The following is a 21,652-nucleotide window of genomic DNA, read 5'->3' as shown; positions in this document are numbered from 1 at the left end:
AGAGTAGAGATGAACTAAAATGCTAGTGTTCATCACTTACATAGCTTTCACCATTGTTGCCTCTTTCAAACCCTATTTATTCGTTTGCACAGAACACATCGCTTTAGGAGGATTCCTTTTTTAAAATAAAAGAATGAGCAGTAAGTCAAACTCCACCGCTCATCCTTCATTTTTATAGCTTTGTATCATCAATACTGTTTAAATACGCTTCAATGACACCCACTACCGATTGGACACAGCCCTCTTCAAATGGCGAGATTAACCCAGCCTCTTTCACTAAGCCTGTGAACGATTGTGAACCACCTAAGCTGCATAAATGGACATAGTCTTTCCATGCTACTTCAAAATCTTCACGTGAACGCTTCCAGAATTGGAATGCACAAATTTGCGCTAATGTATAGTCAATATAATAGAACGGGCTTGCATAAATATGCCCTTGACGGTGCCAAAAGCCGCCTGACTCTAAATACTCCTGACCACCATAATCACGATGTGGCAAGTATTTTTCTTCGATTGCTTTCCAAACTGCGCGACGTTCTGCTGGTGTCATTTCTGGATTTTCATATACAACATGCTGGAACTCATCAACGGCTACCCCATATGGTAAGAAGATTAGCCCTCCACTTAAATGGGCAAATTGATATTTATCTGTATCCTCTTTAAAGAATAACTCCATCCACGGCCATGTGAAAAATTCCATACTCATCGAATGAATTTCACATGACTCAAAAGTTGGCCATAAATATTCTGGAATGCCAATATTACGACTTGCATATACCTGATAAGCATGCCCTGCTTCATGTGTTAAGACATCGATATCGCCCGATGTGCCGTTAAAGTTGGAGAAAATAAATGGTGAATCATAGTTTTCGATAAACGTACAATAACCACCAGATTCCTTGCCTTTCTTCGCCACTAAATCCATTAACTCGTGATCTAACATATAGTTGAAGAACTCCCCTGTTTCTGGTGATAATTCCTCATACATCTTTTTCCCATTTGCGACAATCCAGTCAGCATCGCCTTTCGGTGTCGCATTCCCTGATAAAAACTTCAACCCTTCATCGTAGTATTTTAAATCTACTACTCCGATGCGTTTTGCTTGGCGTGCGTACAACTTTGTAACAAGCGGTACGATATATTCACGTACTTGCTGGCGGAATTTTGCGACCATCTCGGCATCATAGTCTATGCGATTCATATGAATATAGCCAAGTTCTACATAGTTTTTATAACCAAGTGTTGTCGCGATTTCATGGCGAATTTTCACGAGCTGATCGTATAAGTCATCAAATTTTTTCCCATTTTGTGCAAAAAAGTGAGCTGATGCCTCGCGCGCTGCTTTACGTACCGTACGATCTGTTGATTCACCATAAGGCGCAAGCTGGGCTAGCGTTAATGTTTTCCCATCAAACTCAATTTGAGCAGAGGCTACGAGCTTATTATATTCTGATACTAATTTATTTTCCTTTTGCATCAATTCAATAATCGCTGGTGAAAAGCCTTTAATTTGGTTATCTGCTAATGCAAATAACTGCGCTCCCCATTTTTGTTCTAACGCTGCGCGAAACGGTGAGTTGACAAGCGCTTTATAGTACTCTGTGATCACATCGTCCATTTCGGGCTCGATTTCATCTAAATAATCACGCTCTTGTTGGTAATATTCATCTGTTGTATCAATAGATGCACGAATATATACAAGGTTCGCCTGCGTAGAAAAATCTTTGCGATATGCATTGATTTTTTCAATCACTTCGCTTTGTTCTTCCACTGTTGTCGCTTGTTTAAATTGTGTAATCAATACATGGACTGCTTCCTTAATCGTCGGCATATGTGGACGTTTATACTCGTAATCTGTAAATTTCATCGTATCCCTCCATTTAATTCGAAATCCGAAATTTATAGCTTTATTATTTAGTATTTTTCCTATAAATGCAAGAAAAGAGTGTAGATATACTACCTACACTCTTAAAAAAACCGTATTATTTCTCTATTCTACCCATTAATAAACAAGCATTTATCGAATCGTGAATTTATTAACGGATTCTTGTAACCCCTGAATTTCGTTCGATAAATCATTCGACGAGTTTGTCACCATTTGCACGGCTTTTTGCTGTTCATCTACAGACGCCGTTACTTCCTCCGTCATACTTGCATTCGTTTCACTAATCATTGCAATTCGTTCAATAGAGGCAAGCATCGTATTTTTCGAATTATTTAGTAACTGCACGCTTGTCGATACTTCTTCAATGGAACGAATAATTGTTTCAACGGCATTGCCAATGTCTTCGAAAGACTGTTCCGTCGTTTCCACTGACTCATGCTGCCCTTGAACAATCGCATACGTTTTAGACATCTCATTCGTTACTAATTTGGTCTCTACTTCAATCCCTCTGAGCGTATTTCGCACTAAATCGGTTGCTTGGCTTGTTTGGTCGGCTAATTTTCGCACTTCTTGGGCGACTACAGCAAAACCTTTTCCATGTTCCCCCGCACGTGCTGCCTCAATCGAAGCATTTAACGCTAATAAGTTCGTTTGGTCTGAAATTTCATTGATTGTATTCACAATCCCTTCGATGTCACGAACTTTCCCAATTAAACTATCTAATACATCTTGCATCGATGTAATAAGCTCATAAGATTCTGAAGAACGCTCTTTTAATACAGTTAAATTATCTAGACCTTCCGCATTCGACTTCCGCATCTTTTCAGATGAGCGTAGCATCAATTCATTTTTCTCATGTAATTGCTCAATTTCTTTGGCAAAACTTAACGTGATTTGGTTTGTTTCATCCGCATCTGCCGCTTGCTGTGAAGCGCCTTTTGCTACTTCTGTTGCCGCTTTGACAATATCTTCTCCAAATGCTGTTGTTTCCTCTGCCACTGCTGTTAAATTAGTCGATGTATTTTGAATTTCCCCAATCGTATGCTCCACATCGGAAATGAGTACCTTTAGCTGACTCACCATTTCATTGAACCCTTGATTTAATACACCGACTTCATCATGGCGTTCTGTGTTGTCTAACTCTACGGTTAAATTGCCTTTCGCTACTTGTCCAACACGTTTTGATAGTTTCATCAGTGGGAAAGCTAAATGACGAGAGAATAGAATCGCCGCTAGTCCCCCTAGGACAGTTGAAATGACTAATGTAATAAGTATAACCTTTAATAACGAGTTAGCTGGTGCATTGAAATCCTGTAAATACGTTCCTGATGCAATAATCCAGTTCCAATCTTCTTCTAACTTTGAATAAATTAGTTTTGGTGCCACTTCAGTTTTTCCTGGTAACTCAAATTCATAATACGTAAAGCCTCCACCCGCTACAGCTTGTTCCTTTACTTCACGTATAAAGTACTGACCTGAGCTATCTTGGTCATTCCATAAATTATCGCCTTCTCGTGTAGGGTGACCAATTAACGTCCCTTGGCGATTTATAATATATATATAGCCATTCTCTCCTAAATCAGAAGGGTTCGCTAATTGTCTTTTTCCATCTGGTTCTTTTTCACCAATCAGCGCAGCCTTTACTTGTTCCTGTGCCTCTTGTACCGTAATCGCTCCGCTGTCTACGGCTACCTGTGCTTGATCAATTAATTGTAGTGCAGATTCTACACTATTTTTAATTACTGTTTCTCCTAGCTGATCAAGCCCCTGTTGCGCTTCCATGTAACTAACAAAACCAATGATTGAACTAGGTAGTAAGAATAATAAAAATGAAAAAATCAATAATTTTCCACGAATTGTACGTAAAACACTCATTTCATCACCACTTTTCTATTTTTCCCAAATCCCCCGTTATCTTTATTATTACATAAAAATGTAATTAAACAATTAAATTCCGACAATTTTTCTACAAAAATTAAAAAATATTTAAAATTATAAAAATAAAAGTGCGGCATCTCATCATAAATAGATACCACACTTCCTTTTATTTTATAACACACGTGTTTATTTTCACTACAGTTGAATCGCTTTCTACAGGCACAGCTTCAATTAACGAGTAAGTCCCTTTCAACCATTCCACTAAAGTATCACTGGACACTATTCACCTAAATCAGCATTATGATAGACGCGTTGCACGTCTTCTAAGTCTTCTAACGCATCAATCATTTTTTCGAACTTCGCTAAATCATCACCAGTTAATGCTACTTCTGTCATCGGAAGCATCGTTAACTCCGCTACTGCAAACTCCTCAATACCCGCTGCTTTAAACGCTTCTTGTGTCACATGAAATTGATCTGGCTCTGTATAGACAATGATTGTCCCTTCTTCATCTAGAATATCACGTGCATCTAAGTCCGCTTCCATTAAAATTTCAAGCACTTCATCCTCAGATTTACCTTCAATACCAAATACAGCTGTTGCTTGGAACATATGTGCAGCAGATCCACTTACACCCATGTTACCCCCATTTTTACCGAATGCCGCACGTACTTCTGATGCTGTACGGTTGACATTGTTTGTTAACGCGTCCACGATGACCATTGTACCGCCGACACCGAAGCCTTCGTAGCGTAACTCGTCGAAGCTTTCTTCGCCGCCACCCTTCGCTTTATCGATTGCTTTTTCAATAATATGTTTTGGTACTGAATATGTTTTCGCACGCTCTAAAACCGTTTTTAACGCACGGTTTGATTCTGGATTTGGCTCACCTGACTTAGCAGCTACATAAATTTCACGACCAAATTTCGCATAAACACGACTGTTAGCAGCGTCTTTACCAGCTTTTTTGTCCTTAATGTTATTCCATTTACGACCCATAGTTCCACTCTCTTTCAATTTATATAAAATGTAAATTGCCTTGTAACTTAATTATTATACAAAAAAAGTCGCTTATTATAAAGTGAACCTTCACACAATAGAGGCCTCTCCTCTACTATTCTATAGAGGCATACAGGCATCCCCCCATAATGTGGCAATACCTGTATGACTAACTTCCTGCTGCTCCCTTTTCTTTATCACATTTCGAATCATTATGTAAAAGTAATACTGTTCTTCAATTTCAAAAATAAAAGCTACTACAGAAAAATGAATCGTTGCATCCTTCAAAAATTGATTTCACTAGAAGAAATCACTAAAATTCCACGAGGAAAATAATAAAACGAAAGCAGTGAATGTGGAAGATGCGGCCTTGTAATATCAAAAAAATAGCATCTAAATTTCACTAATCAACATACGTAACATTATATAATAGTAAAATGGGGTTTAATCTCAAGGACTCTAAAAGCACATCGAGGGCTGGGGTCATGTTCGTGGAAAGCGTTCACTCGTAATAGCATGAATGATCGAGTACGTATTCAAGTTAATAATTTACAAATAATAGGAGCAACTTATTCTATACTAACGGGAGTTTATGATGAAAAATAATATTTGGTCTCGTTATGGAATTCTTTTAATAGGTAGTTTTTTCTTTTTATTAACATTGCGTTTAATTTGGTTATTTATTTTTTATCCAATACAAATAGAGGTCCCTGACAATACTTCTACAAGTATCGATTACGCTCTTATTGAAAATGATGAGCTACTTCATCTACAAGGTAGCAATGAGCAACCGATGCACATTTCATTGGATTCTTTTCCGAGCGAAGTAACGCTCATGTTTTATATTCCTAAAAGTGAATTTAAAACAGAAGTATTTGTGAATGATCGGCTCATTAGTCAACCGTCTGAAAAATTTGGCACAACTTATAGTGCTTATTTAGCAGAAGTGACGATTGATGAACCGAACTTTACATTAACTGTTTCATCCAATGAAAATAAGCATACGCTATTGTTTCATAAGCCTATTATTATGAGTTCCATACAAGGGTTAACAGATTACATTGATTTGATTAATACATTAAATTTAATCATTTTAATTACACTTTTACTCAATATTACTTATAGTGTCTTCATTTACTTATTTATTTATCGAAATCGTATCGTCTTAATCTATTCGATTATGTACATTTTCCCTTTTTTAGATGAAATCTATCGCTTTGTAAACAGTTTATGGGGGGACTTTTTACTTCCTTATTCATTAGAAGCCAAATTGACCTCTATTTTATATTTATGTACCGCCTTTTGCATCGTTCGATTTGCCCAATTATTACCAGTCCATACAACAAAATTAAAATATCAATCACTCATAAATGGGTTATTTAGTATATTTCTATTTATTTTGCTTATAATACCGCTTGCTTATAAAGACTTCATCGATTTTCTATTAATACCCTTTTATATTATATCGGTTTTATATACTTATAGAGCGGTTTGGCGTGTTACGGTGATTACCGTCAAAGAAACATACTTTTTACTCTTTGCTGGAATGGCTGCTTGTTCTGGTTTACTATGGCGGGTGATTAAATCTCTACTTCCTTATGAATTACCTTTTTATCCGTTTGATTATTTAAGTATAGAAATTGGCATTGCCTGCTTTTGGTTTTATCGATTTTTTATTACTAACGAACAAATCAAATTATATGCAGCTAAGTTACAGCAACGGGACCAAATGAAAGAAGATTTTCTACGCCAAAGTTCGGAACGTTTATATAATCCGTTAAACTCACTCATTTTTGAGTTGGAAAATGATAAAGTCGATTTAGCGAAATTGAAAAGCATCGTACGAATGATGAATTTTTCACTCGGCCATTTATTCGATTATACGCAAATCCAAAATGAAACGATTCATATTGAAAAAAAATCGATTGCAGTTACGCCATTACTTTCGTATTTATTGAGCTTATTGCAACCATTTGGACAAGCCAATCATATTACGCTGACGTTTAACAACCCAAACAAGCTACTTCATGTTATGGGCGATGAGCAAAAGTTAAGTCAAGTATTCATCAATTTACTGAACAATGTTTTGATAAAGCTAAAAAATGGTAGTGAAATTACGATTGAAGTACAAGAGCAAGGAGACTATGTTTCCATTTGCATGTCAGGAATGTCTAATGAAGTTTTAGAAGAACTTGATCAATTAACGATTGAGGTATGTCATCAAATCCTTGCTATGCAGCAAGGCGAACTTATTTTTAATCCTTTTATGCTAGAAATTCGTCTATTACAAAGTGTAGAAAAAGAACATTGGCATGTGGAGTTAGACCAATCTGTTATGTGTACTGAATATAAGGGCAAAATTCTTTTGTGGTCCGAAAATCATGCAGATAACGCATTCCTCTTGGCGCTTCTATCTTCACAACAGTATCAACTTACGTTGGCCAATGAATCCAATTTTTGGACACATTTAAAAACGCTTCAGTATGATTTAGTCATCATTGATTCGATGATTGCAGCACATTCATCATTAGACATTATTAAAGAAGTTCGTCAAAATTTTTCATTTGTACAGTTACCTATTCTATTCTTGACCGTACAGGCACATAATTTAGAACTATCTACTATATTCAAATCCGGTGTGAATGATTATATTTCGAAACCGATTCAGCCTATGGAATTGCTCTCACGTACCAAATCACTCATTACGATGAAACAAATGGTAGAAAATGAGCTTCATTTAGAAGCCGAATTATTACGTGCACAAATTGAACCACATTTTTTATTTAATACATTAAATACTATTGCTTCATTAAGCACGATTGATCAGGATAAGATGGTTGATTTACTACACGAGTTTGGCAACTTCCTTTCTAGTTTATTTGATGCGCGTATACAATCTCGTATGATACCGCTTTCCGATGAAATTGAGCTCGTCAAATCTTTTGCCTTTATTCAAGAGCAACGGTTTATGCCTAACTTAAAAATTGTCTGGGTACTGAACGATACAACCTATGATGCTATCAATATTCCCCCATTTAGTTTGCAAACACTCGTGGAAAATGCAATCCGACATGGCGTGCATCCCAAGGGAAGTGAGGGAACGGTCACTATTAGTATATGGAAAACGGAACAACAATTTTTCATCCGTGTAGCAGATAATGGGGTGGGCATACCAGCCGACAAACTAGCTAATATCGTGGAAATGAGTAGTGGACTAGGGTTGCGAAATACACTCGAGCGACTCCGACATAATTTAAACGCGACACTGCAAATCGACAGCACAGAAGGACTCGGGACAATCTGTACAATCAGCATCCCCCTTCACTATGACTAATATAATGGAAACGTTTCTATAGGAGGAAACGCTAGTAGTAAGCCAACGCTTTGAAATGGGATGGATGGAACCTTTTTGACTGAACAAAACGGAAATAAATCTAACTCTATTTTTCAAAAAAATTTTTACATTCGTATATTCAACAACCTTCATACAGTGGGGGTTTTGGTGCATAGGATGGGCTAGGGCCAAAGTTTGACGCTTTTAATCTAAGTGCCTCACTCCTTTATCGAGGCACTTAGATTCAGAATATGACATCTTGTAGTAACACCTAGGTAATCAACTACTTGTTTTCCCCTAACCGATCCGGTTTACGAGATAAAATAGGGCGGAAACACGTCTAGTGTAAGATGGAGCCTCCTTATTGCCCTTCACTCCATATGCTATTAGCGTCCTCCCCTTTTTAATCAAGAACAGATTTTGATATTCAAACTATATACACCGTTCATTTTCCCTTCAGCTTATACTTTCACAACTGACATTTACAATAATCGTTTAATTTTTATTGATGCCATGTGAAAAAATAAATATATTCTACATCCTAAGCTTTTAAGAATCGTTTAAGATTAAAGTTTTATAATTAAACCCTAGGCCTATTGTTTCATCACATAAACATTTAACGTTCTAAAAAATTTATATAAGCCCAAAAAATACATATTTTTACCTTTTATAAAATATAATACCAGATGAAAAAGACATAAAAAAATCAATTTTTTTATTATAAAATTGATTTATTATATAAAATAACAGAATTTATTGTTATTCATTTCAAACATTACGAATTGAATGAAAAAAGTGACACTACCAAATCTCGGTTAATTCACTGCTATCATTACCGATATATTACATTTACATATAAGGGGGGAAAAACACATGATTTCTGGATACAAGAAATTTTTCACACTACTTAGCTTTATTTTGTTTTCTAGTATTTTCTTCACAATAGAAGTAAATGCTGACCAAGTTTACTTTGTCTCTCCATCTGGGAATGATAGCGCAACAGGAGGGAAAGACGACCCTTGGCAAACCATACAACATGCCATTAATCAAGTTCAAGCAGGCGATACAATCAATGTCAGAAAAGGCATCTATAAAGAACTTATTACGATTGAAGATATAGGAGATATAAAGCAAGGCTGGCTTACTATTCAAGGATACAAAGATGAAATTCCCATAATCGATGGATCTACTATAGAAGTAAAGGGTTCCAAGCGGGCTGGCTTTTCCTTAAAACAGGCTGAGGGGATACGCATTCAAAACTTTGAAATACGTAATATTAAAACAGATGATGAAAATCGTTATCCCGCTGGCATCTTAATAAGCAATGCTAGTCAGCATATTGAGCTCAACAATAACAACATTCATCATATTGCAAATTATGCTGAAGACGGCAATGCACATGGCATTATCGTATACGGCAACAAAGCAAAAGCGATTGAACACATTGTTATTAAAAACAATAAATTACATGATTTAACGTTAGGCAGAAGTGAATCTTTAACACTTTCTGGAAATGTGACTCAATTTACGATTGATCAAAATTACATCTATGATAATAACAATATCGGTATTGATATAGCAGGACATTATGGTGCATGCGATGAGGACAATTGTATGGATATTGCTAGAAATGGCATGGTGTCTAATAATCGCGTCATCAGAAATTCCTCGGCTAAAAATCCAGCTTACGATGGCGATAATTCCGCAGCAGGTATTTATGTAGATGGCGGTCAGCATATCGCAGTAGTAAATAATATCGTGAGCGAAAATAATTTCGGCATATCCATTTCAAGTGAGAATTACGAAAAAGCCGCTATAAACATCACCGTAGAACGCAATATTATTATTAATAATGATAAATCTGGATTAGTCATAGGTGGCGCTGACCACGATAACGGTGGCGCACATCATAGTCAAATTAGAAAAAATATATTTATAAAAAACGACCTTTCAAACGAAGGGTATCGTGAAATATTAGTTCAACATCATAATATTAATAATACATTCTCAAATAATATCTACTATTTATGTAATCGAAAGGACTATTTGTATAGTAGTGACGATACAAACCCTCAGAACGAATTTAAAAATGAAATTTTCCGTTTCTCAAATAATTTATGTACTAAAAATTAAGCTCTCTAATATACAGAAAGGAGGCTTCTATGCGAGTTTTAATTACGGGTGGTTATGGTTTTATCGGTTCACATGTGGCAGAGCGCTTTTATAAGGAAGGGTACGAGGTTCATATAATTGATGACTTATCTACTGGAAAAAAGGAAAATGTCACAATAAAGCATAAATCTTATATTTTGTCTGTTGATAACCCTAAGTGTAAAGATATATTTGCTTCTTATCATTTTGACATTGTTGTACATTTGGCGGCCCAAGTAAGTGTGGCCAAATCAATTATAAGCCCGATGGATGATGCACAACATAATCTAGTTGGTCTTACCAACATCTTGCATCTTGCTAGTCAACATCATGTGAAAAAGTTTATTTTTGCCTCTTCAGCAGCTATTTATGGACAAAATGCAAAGATTCCATTAACAGAAGATCAGCTCCCAACTCCTATTTCTCCATATGGAATAAGTAAATGGGCCGGTGAGCGGTACTGCGTTAACTGGACGGAACAATATGATTTAGACACCATTTGTTTCCGATTCTCAAATGTGTATGGACCTCGTCAAACAAAGGATGGTGAAGGTGGTGTAGTTTCAATCTTCACCTCACGTATATTAAAAAATCAAGCATTACAAATTCATGGCGATGGCAACCAAACAAGAGATTTTATTTATGTAGAAGATGTAGCCTTTGCCATTTACCGAGCATCACAAAGCATTTTAAGTGGCATTTATAATTTGTCTACGAATACCGAAGCTAGCGTCAATGACATTGTAACGTTTTTAGAAAACGCACATGGCACTATCCAAACAACACATATTGCTGCTCGCAAAGGAGATATTTACCGCTCTGTATTAAGCAATGAGCTTATAAAAAAACAATTAGACTGGGTACCTATGTACTCATTAAACGAAGGTTTACAAAAAACTTATGAATGGGCAAAATCTACTGTACCTCTAGAGGAACAAGTAAAACCTGTACAAAGAAGAGAACAACCTAAATGGTTTAAAACATTTAAGCCTTATATCGAAAACTTTATATTCTTTTGTATTTTGAGTGCCATTATGTTAAATATAACAACACCTTTTCTTACAACTTTTGAAGTAGGCATCTTTTATATTATGACAATGGGCGCTATCTATGGTAATAAGCAAGCATTTTTTGCAGTAGCCCTATCATTCAGTTTATTGCTCATCGATAAATTAAGACAAGGTCGCGAGTTCATCTCTTTAATGTATGACACGGTTTTCTTCTTCCAATTAGCTACTTTTTTATTCATCGGTTTAGTAGTTGGTTACTCTGTCCAACGCAAAAATATTAAAATCGAAGAACAAAATGAAAAAATCGAAGAGCTTGAAAACCGTCATCAATTTCTTGAAGAAATTCACGAGGAAGTACGCAGTGTAAAAGATGAGTTACAATTTCGCGTACTGAATAGCGAAGATAGCTTTGGAAAAATCTATTCTGTTATTAAAAGTTTAGATGATTTAGAACCTGAAAAAGTGTTGACAAGCACAGTAGATGTTGTGCAAAAAATTATGAGATGTGATGGTGTTTCGATTTATATGTTTAACAAATACCAATCATTTTTACGATTAGTAGCGAATTCAACGGTGAATGGAGAACGTCCTGTGAGTAATTCGCTTAAAGTAGAAGATACGTTCTATATACAACAAATGATACACACGGGCCAACCTTATATGAATAGACATTTACATGCTGATGCCCCTTTAATGGCTACCCCTATTTATCATAATCAGCAAATGACAGCCGTTATTACAATTAGTGAGTTACCTTTTGAGAATTTCTCTAATTACCATGAAAACTTATTTAAAGTCGTAACAGAGTTAATCTCGACATCTCTAAGCCGGGCATTCGATTATATTCAGATGACAGAAGAAACACGTTATATTGATCAAACATCCGTTCTAAAGCCCGAAATCTTTAATGACATTTTAGCTAGTAAAATGATCGCTAAAGAAAAGTATAATATGCCTTTTACTATTTTAAAAATGGCCGTTGATTCATCCGCTTTAAAATATACATCTGATAAAATCGTAAAACTGCTACGTGAAACGGATTATATTGGTTACGATAATGATGAATTACAAATTTTATTATCGAATACAAGTGAACAAGATTTGCCAGCCATACTAAAACGCTTTAAAGAGGCTGGAATCGAAACAGAAATCTATCAAGGTGTAATCGTATGATGAAGTGGTTTTTATTATATATAGTCGTTTCTGCCATTATTATGTTTTTTTTCGCTAAGGGAGACAAACGGGAATGGTTATTTAAACTAACCATCGTGATTACATTACCCGTTATCGGGTGGCTTTTCCCCTCCATATGGCCAAAAAAATGGATTCGCAATAAGGGACATGAATTTCAAGCTTATATGACAGGACAAACGGACGATATTCCATTAGAATTCATCCAATCTCAAAGCAAAGTAGAACGTGAACGCGAATTAAATGTCATTTCAATTGAAGAAGCACTGATTGTAAGTGACTATTCGACACGCAGACGCGTAATGATTGATGTGTTAAAACAAGATGCGATGCAATACTTGGATGTGCTAAAAATAGCAGTTACAAACGAAGATACGGAAACATCACATTATGCGGTAACGGCTGTCATCGAAGTAAAACGTGAACTGTCAATCTTATTACAAAAACTATCTGTAGAATTTAACCAAGATCCAAATAATCAACATGTCGCACTAACGTACGCAAATGTCATTAAAGAGTATTTGCGCAGTGGATTCTTAGATGAACAGTCCACAAAACAATATCAAATCACCTATACGCAAATCTTGCAACAATTGATAGATAACGACCAAGCAGATGAAGAAGTCTTTGCAGCAAAAGTTGAAATGGAGTTAAAGTTACGAGATACACATGCTGCTGAAAAAACAGCACTTTCTTTTAAAAAGCATTACCCACTTTGCGAGAAAGCTTACTTAAGCTTAATGGCGACTTATTATCAAATGCGAGCATTTGAAAAGCTAGCACAAGAATTACAAAACTTAAAAGCGACCCCTATTACGCTTTCAAATCAGGCACTTACGATTGTACGTTATTGGTCAGCAGGAGTGAATAAAACAAATGAAATGGTTAGTAGCTAACCGAAAAGTAAGTATTATCGTCTTATTTGTATTGTTGAGCGGTTTACTTTTACAATTATCACGCTCTCAATTTGTACTGGAGATGGTCGATAATGAAAACCTCGTAGCCAAAAAGGATGAAATTATTTCCGCTAGTTTAGAAAATCCAACGGAAACAAGCTACGATGTCGACTATTGCATTGTTTACGATGAAACAACGCTTTCATTTAAAAATAATGCTGAACAAGCCCTTCAATATATGCACAAAAAAACAAAGTCTTATGATGTCTATCTTGGAAAAGTAGATTATAATCGATGTCCGCGTATTATTTTAACAACACCCTACTTAAAGCATTTAGGAAGTATAGAAGAGATCGAAAACTATGTTTATCATGGTGGTCGCCTTTTCTTAATGAATGTATTAGAAATGGATACACATTTTCAAGTTCTTTACCGTAAATTAGGCATTGTAGATTTTCACGATTATGTAGAAACAAATGGGGTGAAAATGCTTTCAAATGTATTGATTGGGACAAAAGGAAAAACATTTTTAGAAAATACAGCTACTAATGTAAGCATTGGTGTTACGTTAAATAATCATGAAGATACATTAATGCAAACGAGTAGTGGCGTACCATTATTATGGAAAAGCTCTTATGGTGAAGGTACTTTCGTAGTGTTTAACGGGACGATATTAACTTCTAAAACTAGTCGAGGAGTATTTTCTGGGGCAATTAGTTTAATGGAACCTGACTATATTTATCCTATCTTTAATTCTAAAACGTTTTATATTGACGACTTCCCAGCCCCAATTGCTAAAGGGACGAACGATGTTATTTATAAGGAATACAAACGAGATTTACCTACTTTTTACCAAAATATTTGGTGGCCAGATATGTTACAACTAGCTAATGAATTCAATATTACCTACACTGGTATGCTAATTGAATCATATAACAATCTTGCCGAAGCCCCCTTTGAAAACACAGATGATGCTGAATCTAGTTATTTAATTTCGTTTGGTCGTGAATTAATTCAAAGTGGCGGTGAATTAGGTTTTCACGGCTATAATCACCAATCTTTCACAATGGATAAGGAAATTTCAAAATCCTTTGGCTATAATGCCTGGAAATCCACTGAAGATATGAAATTGGCTATTCAAGAGCTACGACGTTATACAAAAACAGGGTTCCCAGCTTATAAAGTTACGTCTTACGTCCCGCCTTCTAACGTACTTTCTCAAGAGGGACGAAAGCTCCTAAAAGAAGTATGGCCAGAGCTAACTGTTATTGCTTCTTTATATTCCGAAGATATAACTACTCGTTCATATGTGCAAGAATTTGAGATAGCTGAAGATGGCGTGATTGAAATGCCTCGTATATCTTCTGGCTATTTTAAAACAGAGACGAATGAATGGGCTATTGCAAATGCTATTACAGGTCTCGGTGTATTTTCTCACTTTATTCATCCTGATGATGTCATTAGTGAGGATCGGAGTAAAGGCAGTTGGTCTGATATGTACGAGGAATTCGAAGAGCTAATGAAGGAAATTCATAAAACATACCCTTGGTTCCGCTCTATGACGGCTACAGATGCTGCACTAGATGTCGCTAAAGTGTTGCAATCAACAGTAAATTTTAAGCAAACCGAAAACAAAGTTCATGGTACTATTGAGAACTTCTATACTGATCAATACTTTGTCTTCCGAACAGAAAAACAAATTGGTCGATTACAAAATTGTACGGTGCAAAAAATCGATACAAATACTTATTTAGTCACAGCGGAAGAAGCTGAATTCGAAATAGCATTAAGGGGGAACAAGTAAATGCGTATTTGTTTAATAGCAGAAGGTTCTTATCCTTATGTAACTGGAGGGGTTTCGAGTTGGATTCATAGTTTAATGACCTCTATGCCAGAACACGAATTTGTGATTTATGCCATTGCCGCTGAAAAAAAACAACAAGGACAATTTAAATACAAGCTCCCCCCTAATCTTATTGAAGTACGTGAAGTATTTTTAGATGCACATTTAGAAGAAGCAGCACAATGGGGTAAACGTTATCATTTAACACCGGAGCAGAAAAGGAACTTAACTTCCCTTGTGAGTGGAACGAAAGATGTCAATTGGCCTGAATTGTTTCAGTTAATCCGAAGTGACCAATTTAGCAATGTAAGTGAATTTTTATCTAGTAAAGACTATTTTGATTTAGTTGAGCATCTAGCAAAAACAAATTATTCGCAAGTTCCTTTTACAGAGCTTTTTTGGACATTAAGCTCCATGATTTTACCATTCTTTACGCTCATTCGTCATGATATACCCGAAGCTGATATTTATCACGCTGTTTCCACTGGCTATGCAGGTGTTTTAGGTGCTTTAGCAAAGGTCATTTATAACAAACCATTACTTTTAACGGAGCACGGTATTTACTCACGTGAACGTGAAGAGGAAATCATTAAAGCAAACTGGGTAAAAGGGTATTTTAAAGATTTATGGATTAACTATTTCTATACATTATCTAGCTCGATTTATGAATTGTCCGATCAAGTAATTACGCTATTTGGTCGCAATAGAGACATTGAGATTGAACTAGGTTGTAACCCAGATAAAATTGAGATTGTACCAAATGGTATTGAAGTAGCGGACTATGCGACTGTTACACGTACCGTACAAGATGATAAAATTCGGCTTGGTGCCATTGTACGGGTTGTACCTATTAAAGATATAAAAATGATGATTCAAATGTTTGCGTTAGTTGAACGTGCCATATCAAATGTAGAATTGTATATTATGGGCCCTGCTGAAGAAGATTCTGAATACTACGATGAATGTGTGCAGCTAGTCAAAACGCTAGGTGTAAAAAATATTATTTTTACAGGTATGGTTCAAATTAAAGAATATCTCGGAAATCTTGATATTTTACTCTTAACAAGTATTAGTGAAGGACAACCATTAGCTATTTTAGAAGGTTTCGCCTGTGCTAAGCCCTACGTCTGTACAAATGTAGGAGGTTGCCGTGAATTAATTGAGGGGCGTCCAGATGACGACTTCGGTCCAGCTGGTTATGTTGTCCCTGTTATGCACTACGAGGAAATGGCCAGCTTTGTAATTAAACTATGTCGTGATGAAAATTTACGTATACAAATGGGGCAAAATGGCTTTGCACGTGTGGCACATGATTATAAACGTACCGCATTCATTAATAGCTATAAGCAAATTTACAAAGAATTAGTAGGAGGGATTCATACATGGCAGGTATAGGTTTTGAGTTACGAAAATTATATCGACAACAAGGGCTTGCCCATAATGTAAAAGCATATGCCTACTCTACCATGACAACAATCGGCCCTATGATTCTTTGTTTAATTTTGGTATTTGCTCAACAATACATGATGCGTGAAAACGACAGTAGCTATTTACAAAATGAGCTTTTTGTTGCAACGATGGCCTACTGTTTTGTTTTTTCAATCATTGTCACATCTGGTTTATCGATGCTTGTTACGCGTTTTATCGCAGATCGTATTTATGAACAGAAATACGAGCAAATTATTACTGCTTATTATGGTAGCTTACTGCTCATTCTACCTATCGCGGCGATTATCGCAATTATTTTCTTATGGGGTGTCGAAGAAAATTTACTGTATAAAGTAGTAGCTTATATTTATTTTGTGGAGCTTGTTGCAATTTGGATGCAGAACGTTTTCCTATCCGCATTAAAAGATTATAAACGTATTTTCCGTGGTTTTTTAATTGCCGTCATTTTATCGATTTTAACGAGTTTTTTATTGTTTTATGTTACATCTTGGAGCCCTGTTATTATTGCATTGTTAGGAATAGATGTAGGGTTTGCAAGCATTTTAATTTTGTCTTCCTTACATTTCGAACACGTATTTCCACGTAATGAAAAACGAGATTACTTCGCTTTTTTACAAATGATGAAGTCCTATCCTGCTATTATCGTGAGTGGAGTTTGTGTGTATTCAGCTGTTTATATTCATAATATTGTCTATTGGGTATTTTCAGATGATCATTTTTTAATTTCAGGTCAGTATTTATTAATGCCTTTTTATGATGTTGCTGTATTTTATGCTTATTTATCCGTACTCCCTTCCCTCATTTTCTTTGTCGTAATTATCGAGACAGATTTTTATGAGAAATTTTTAAATTACTATAAAAATGTAATCGATGGTGGTACGTATGAGAGTTTACAAAACGCTAAAAAGAAAATGCAAAAGGTTTTATTACATCGAACAGGATTTTTAGCCGAAATTCAATTGCTCTTTACTATCCTTTCAATCGCAGTAGGTATTTTACTTTTACCGAAAATCGGTTTTTCCATGGAGCAGTTAGATTTATTTATAACACTTTGCTTTGGTTATTTCTTTTTTATTTTAATGTTTATATTGTTGCATATTTTAATGTACTTCGATGATCGAAAGGGCGTGTTAGCCATTAGTGGCTCGTTTATCGGCCTAAGTGCTGCACTTACGTATATGACGATGATAGTGGAGTTTCATGGCATGGGGATGTTTTTAGCATCGTTTATTGGTTTAGTCATTACATTCTTCCGCATGCTTTATATTATCGCCAATATCGATTATTACACATTCTGCCCACAACCAATGCTAACGATTAGCTCAAAAACGAAGCGGCGATATAATTGGAAGAAACACATTACAACGACGACATTATTAATGAGCATATTCGTTTTAACTGGCTGTATGCCCAATGAACAAGAAGTTACTAAAACAGAGGAATCCCAAAACACGGGTCAAACACCAGTTCCATCAGATAATTCCATTCAAATTGATGATAAGCGTTTATATGAGAGAGACGATGACTCCTCTATAAAAACGCTCTACATTACAGTTTTGCCTGATGAAGAAAACAAAGCTTTAGATTGGTACGCTTTAAATCGGATTACAGAGCGCTATAGCGAAGAAAATCTTAAAATCATTATGGCTGAAGGTCAACCGAATGGTAATGGTCCAAAAGTGGGTATGTTCGGAGCATCCGAAACGACAGCGAATGCAAAAATTAGTATTCGAGGAAATACAGCACGGAATCATCCTCAAAAATCGTATAAAATTAAATTGCTAGATAGCGCTGGCACTTGGAACAATCAGACGACGATTAATCTAAATAAGCATATATCAGATGGTAGCCGACTGCGTAATAAATTAAGCTTTGATTTAATGGAGAAAATCCCTCATATTTCGAGTTTACGAACTCAATTTGTTCACCTATATGTTAAAGACGTAACAGCTGGTTCTACAGCATATGAAGATTATGGATTATACACACATGTTGAACAACCGAATAAGCAGTTTTTACGCAATCACTTATTTGACCCGAATGGTTATTTATATAAAGTAACATTTTTTGAGTTTAATCGTTACCCCGAACAAATTCGTTCACATACAGATGAAAACTACGACTCTCGCTCTTTTGAAACAATTTTAGAAATTAAAGGACGCGAAGAACACGACAAACTCATCACAATGTTAAATGATGTGAATGATTATAGCTTACCGATTGAAGAAGTAATTAATCGTCATTTCGACGAAGATAACCTTTTAACGTGGCTAGCTATCAATATTTTAATGGATAATATGGATACAGATGCTAACAACTTTTATTTATATTCTTCTTTAAATAATGATAAATGGTTAATTCTCCCTTGGGATTATGATGATGGTTGGGAAAAGGGACGTGATTATTCCAATTTTAGCTCTTATCGTGCTGGAATTAGTAACTATTGGGGAAATCGTCTATTTAACCGTTACCTTAAAGTACAAGACAATGTCGATAAACTAACAGCAAAAATAGAAGGACTTTATGCTGACTATATTAACCAAAATACAGTGACGACACAATTAAATCAGTATGCATCTATTGTAGAACCTTATGTTCAACGCTATCCTGATAGTTACTATTTACCTATTAATAGCGCTGATTATCAGCCAGAGTTACAACGAATTATTGAAACACCAGCTAATTCTCTCAAACGCTATTATGAAGATTTAGAAAGACCAAAGCCATTCTATATAGCAAATGAAGTACTATTAGAAAATAATGAGCATGTTTTCACTTGGGAGATAGCATTCGATTTACAGAACGATGATTTATTCTATAATGCAACAATTGCTCGTGACCCAGCTATGCAACAAGTGGTTCATCAAGCAGAAAAAATACGTGTAAATGAAGTGCGTATACCTCAACTACAGGCAGGTATTTATTATTTAAAAGTTACTGCTACCGATTCAACAGGCAATACTCAAGTAGCATTTAATATGTATACAGATGAAGATTCAGATGAAACTTACTTTGGTACTATTCGATTAGAGGTGGAATAGTGGATTTAAGCAACCGAAAATTTCGACATGAAATGAAATATTATATTAATTATATTGAAATGCATGCGTTAAAATCGAAGGTTTCAACCGTTTTAACTTTAGATAAACATTCTAGAAGTGTAGATGGATACAATATTCGTAGCTTATATTTTGATGGGCTACATGATCATGCTTTATACGATAAAAATGATGGCATTTTTGGTCGTGAAAAGTATCGCATCCGTATCTATAACGGTGAAGATCATGTGATTAACCTAGAAAGAAAAAGCAAATTTGGTGACTTTGTTAGTAAAGAATCCGCACGTTTAGCGCGTGCTGATTATGAGGGTATTTTATGTGGTCAATATAGCAGTTTGCTCCATCGTCCAGAGCCATTAATACAAGATTTTTATAGAGCTTTACAATATCGATTGTTCCGCCCTACCGTCATCGTTGATTATATAAGAGAAGCATATATTTATGAACCTGGCAATGTACGCATTACATTCGATAAAGAATTACGTGCAGGCATTAACGGCATTGACTTATTTGATAATCGAATAATCTATGAAGAAATTCTCTATCCTGAGCAAGTCATTTTAGAAGTAAAATTCGATCGTTTTTTACCTGATATGATTCGACAGTTAGTGCAGCCGGAACGATTTGTACGGTCTGCCATTTCAAAATACGTATTATGTCGTGAAAGAACGATTCAATACTTTAAAAAATAAAGGGGGTTTCTTTATGAGTGACACATTAAATTTTCAAGATATTATAAAGAAAAGCGTTCTTAGCCTGGAGTCATTTGCAAGTGTTTCATATATTGATATTTTTTTAGGATTAATATGTTCCTTTGCAGTAGGGATGTTTATCTACTTCGTCTACAAGCGCTATTTCCGTGGCGTTGTTTATAGTTATAACTATAATGTTTCCTTTGTCTTAATGACCATGATTACATCATTGATTATTATGACCATTAGTACAAACATTGTGCTATCACTCGGGATGGTAGGGGCACTAAGTATCGTCCGCTTCCGTACAGCAGTGAAAGATCCCCTTGATATTGTCTATATGTTCTGGGCTATTTCTGCTGGAATTGCGATTGGAGCTAAAATGTATCCTTTAGCTCTTATTGGTTCACTAGCTTTCGGTGGTACATTAGCCTGGTTATCGAAGAAAAAAGCCCGCGGCGATACATATTTGTTAGTCGTACACTATACAATTGAGGCATCCGATGATTTGCGTAAAGTCTTTAGGAAGTTAAATACTAAATTAAAATCAAAATCTATTCGTCATGGTTTAATGGAGATGACTGTTGAAGTACAACTGGTAGATGATAATACAAGTTTTATGACATTAATAGATAGCATAGAAGGCGTACAATCTTGCTCCTTAGTAAATTATACTGGTGACTATGCTCAATAAAATAAAATCGGCGGACTAAAAGTTTACTTTAGTCCGCCGATTTCTTATTTTCAGCCTAGCTGATGCTCCTCCAAAATCCTCTCCAACAACACCTCGCAACCTTCCACACAAAGCTCATACGTTTCTTGGAAATTGCCTGTATACCATGGATCAGGTACATCTTTTTTGTGCGATGTTAAATCTAAAAAGCGAAATATTTTCGCATCTTCATATGCCCGCAACATATCACGGGTATTTTCTACATTACTCGCATCCATACATACAATATACTCAAATTCTAAATCAGATGTTCTCAGTTGACGTGACACCATACCACTTGTAGAAATACGCATTTCCTTTAATTTTTCACGTGTCCCTTTATGTGGTGGTTCTCCCGCATGCCAATTACTTGTTCCGGCAGAATCTACTTTAATTTGTGCCGCTAATCCGCGCTTTTCAACTAAGTCTCGCATTACAGCTTCTGCCATCGGGGAACGACAAATATTCCCTAAACAAACGAATAGTACTCGAATCATTTCTATCCCTCCATCAATTCATACGAAAAACACCCTTCTTAAGAGAAGAGTGTCCT

At 35.7% G+C, this 21,652-nt stretch carries 13 protein-coding genes; 9 read left to right on the top strand and 4 right to left on the bottom strand.

The window, feature by feature from the left end:
• Positions 1-172 precede the first annotated feature (172 nt).
• The 3 genes from AAGS61_RS15920 to AAGS61_RS15910 all read right to left on the bottom strand — a co-directional run bounded on the left by AAGS61_RS15920 (position 173) and on the right by AAGS61_RS15910 (position 4,762).
• The gene (locus AAGS61_RS15920) at positions 173-1,867 is read right to left on the bottom strand and encodes a M3 family oligoendopeptidase (protein WP_391374041.1); all 1,695 of its coding nucleotides are present in this window, start codon (positions 1,865-1,867) and stop codon (positions 173-175) included.
• A gap of 150 nt (positions 1,868-2,017) precedes the next feature.
• The gene (locus AAGS61_RS15915; protein WP_391374038.1) at positions 2,018-3,760 is read right to left on the bottom strand and encodes a methyl-accepting chemotaxis protein; all 1,743 of its coding nucleotides are present in this window, start codon (positions 3,758-3,760) and stop codon (positions 2,018-2,020) included.
• A gap of 282 nt (positions 3,761-4,042) precedes the next feature.
• The gene (locus AAGS61_RS15910) at positions 4,043-4,762 is read right to left on the bottom strand and encodes a YebC/PmpR family DNA-binding transcriptional regulator (protein WP_391374035.1); all 720 of its coding nucleotides are present in this window, start codon (positions 4,760-4,762) and stop codon (positions 4,043-4,045) included.
• A 595-nt stretch (positions 4,763-5,357) separates the two neighbouring features.
• On the opposite strand from AAGS61_RS15910, the gene AAGS61_RS15905 reads away from it, so the two are divergent.
• The 9 genes from AAGS61_RS15905 to AAGS61_RS15865 all read left to right on the top strand — a co-directional run bounded on the left by AAGS61_RS15905 (position 5,358) and on the right by AAGS61_RS15865 (position 21,081).
• Positions 5,358-8,096 (top strand): histidine kinase, encoded by a 2,739-nt coding sequence (locus AAGS61_RS15905; protein ID WP_391374032.1) that lies wholly within the window; start codon positions 5,358-5,360, stop codon positions 8,094-8,096.
• An 873-nt stretch (positions 8,097-8,969) separates the two neighbouring features.
• Positions 8,970-10,229 (top strand): right-handed parallel beta-helix repeat-containing protein, encoded by a 1,260-nt coding sequence (locus AAGS61_RS15900; protein WP_391374029.1) that lies wholly within the window; start codon positions 8,970-8,972, stop codon positions 10,227-10,229.
• A 29-nt stretch (positions 10,230-10,258) separates the two neighbouring features.
• Positions 10,259-12,430, top strand: coding sequence for an NAD-dependent epimerase/dehydratase family protein (locus AAGS61_RS15895; protein ID WP_391374027.1), 2,172 nt, complete (start codon positions 10,259-10,261; stop codon positions 12,428-12,430).
• Entirely contained in the window at positions 12,427-13,344 is a 918-nt protein-coding gene (locus AAGS61_RS15890) for a hypothetical protein (RefSeq protein WP_391374024.1), read from the top strand. Before AAGS61_RS15895 ends, AAGS61_RS15890 begins: the two co-directional genes overlap by 4 nt.
• A complete protein-coding gene (locus tag AAGS61_RS15885) occupies positions 13,325-15,148 on the top strand; it encodes a DUF2194 domain-containing protein (RefSeq protein ID WP_391374022.1) in 1,824 nt (607 codons plus the stop codon). The genes AAGS61_RS15890 and AAGS61_RS15885 overlap by 20 nt, the downstream gene beginning before the upstream one ends.
• Positions 15,149-16,582: a GT4 family glycosyltransferase PelF gene (pelF, locus tag AAGS61_RS15880; RefSeq protein ID WP_391374020.1), complete on the top strand. Its 1,434-nt coding sequence runs from the start codon at positions 15,149-15,151 to the stop codon at positions 16,580-16,582.
• Positions 16,570-19,677: an exopolysaccharide Pel transporter PelG gene (gene pelG, locus AAGS61_RS15875; protein WP_391374017.1), complete on the top strand. Its 3,108-nt coding sequence runs from the start codon at positions 16,570-16,572 to the stop codon at positions 19,675-19,677. Before pelF ends, pelG begins: the two co-directional genes overlap by 13 nt.
• Positions 19,677-20,387, top strand: coding sequence for a polyphosphate polymerase domain-containing protein (locus AAGS61_RS15870; RefSeq protein ID WP_391374015.1), 711 nt, complete (start codon positions 19,677-19,679; stop codon positions 20,385-20,387). The genes pelG and AAGS61_RS15870 overlap by 1 nt, the downstream gene beginning before the upstream one ends.
• A 13-nt stretch (positions 20,388-20,400) precedes the next feature.
• Entirely contained in the window at positions 20,401-21,081 is a 681-nt protein-coding gene (locus AAGS61_RS15865) for a DUF4956 domain-containing protein (protein WP_391374012.1), read from the top strand.
• A 50-nt stretch (positions 21,082-21,131) separates the two neighbouring features.
• On the opposite strand, the gene AAGS61_RS15860 is transcribed toward AAGS61_RS15865, so the two are convergent.
• Positions 21,132-21,596, bottom strand: a complete 465-nt coding sequence (locus tag AAGS61_RS15860; protein ID WP_391374010.1) for a low molecular weight protein-tyrosine-phosphatase — start codon at positions 21,594-21,596, stop codon at positions 21,132-21,134.
• Between the last annotated feature and the right edge of the window lie 56 nt (positions 21,597-21,652).

This window comes from Lysinibacillus sp. KU-BSD001 (assembly GCF_042920265.1).
In the GTDB taxonomy this organism is placed as follows: Bacteria; Bacillota; Bacilli; order Bacillales_A; family Planococcaceae; genus Lysinibacillus_B.
The sequence above is the reverse complement of the archived record's forward strand: the minus strand, read 5'-3'. Positions and strand labels throughout refer to the sequence as shown.

Coding starts and splice junctions, on each gene's coding strand:
- AAGS61_RS15920 (WP_391374041.1), bottom strand. CDS start 1,867: ATGAAATTTACAGATTACGAGTATAAACGTCCACATATGCCGACGATT.
- AAGS61_RS15900 (WP_391374029.1), top strand. CDS start 8,970: ATGATTTCTGGATACAAGAAATTTTTCACACTACTTAGCTTTATTTTG.
- AAGS61_RS15885 (WP_391374022.1), top strand. CDS start 13,325: ATGAAATGGTTAGTAGCTAACCGAAAAGTAAGTATTATCGTCTTATTT.
- pelF (WP_391374020.1), top strand. CDS start 15,149: ATGCGTATTTGTTTAATAGCAGAAGGTTCTTATCCTTATGTAACTGGA.
- pelG (WP_391374017.1), top strand. CDS start 16,570: ATGGCAGGTATAGGTTTTGAGTTACGAAAATTATATCGACAACAAGGG.
- AAGS61_RS15895 (WP_391374027.1), top strand. CDS start 10,259: ATGCGAGTTTTAATTACGGGTGGTTATGGTTTTATCGGTTCACATGTG.
- AAGS61_RS15890 (WP_391374024.1), top strand. CDS start 12,427: ATGATGAAGTGGTTTTTATTATATATAGTCGTTTCTGCCATTATTATG.
- AAGS61_RS15865 (WP_391374012.1), top strand. CDS start 20,401: ATGAGTGACACATTAAATTTTCAAGATATTATAAAGAAAAGCGTTCTT.
- AAGS61_RS15910 (WP_391374035.1), bottom strand. CDS start 4,762: ATGGGTCGTAAATGGAATAACATTAAGGACAAAAAAGCTGGTAAAGAC.
- AAGS61_RS15915 (WP_391374038.1), bottom strand. CDS start 3,760: ATGAGTGTTTTACGTACAATTCGTGGAAAATTATTGATTTTTTCATTT.
- AAGS61_RS15860 (WP_391374010.1), bottom strand. CDS start 21,596: ATGATTCGAGTACTATTCGTTTGTTTAGGGAATATTTGTCGTTCCCCG.
- AAGS61_RS15905 (WP_391374032.1), top strand. CDS start 5,358: ATGAAAAATAATATTTGGTCTCGTTATGGAATTCTTTTAATAGGTAGT.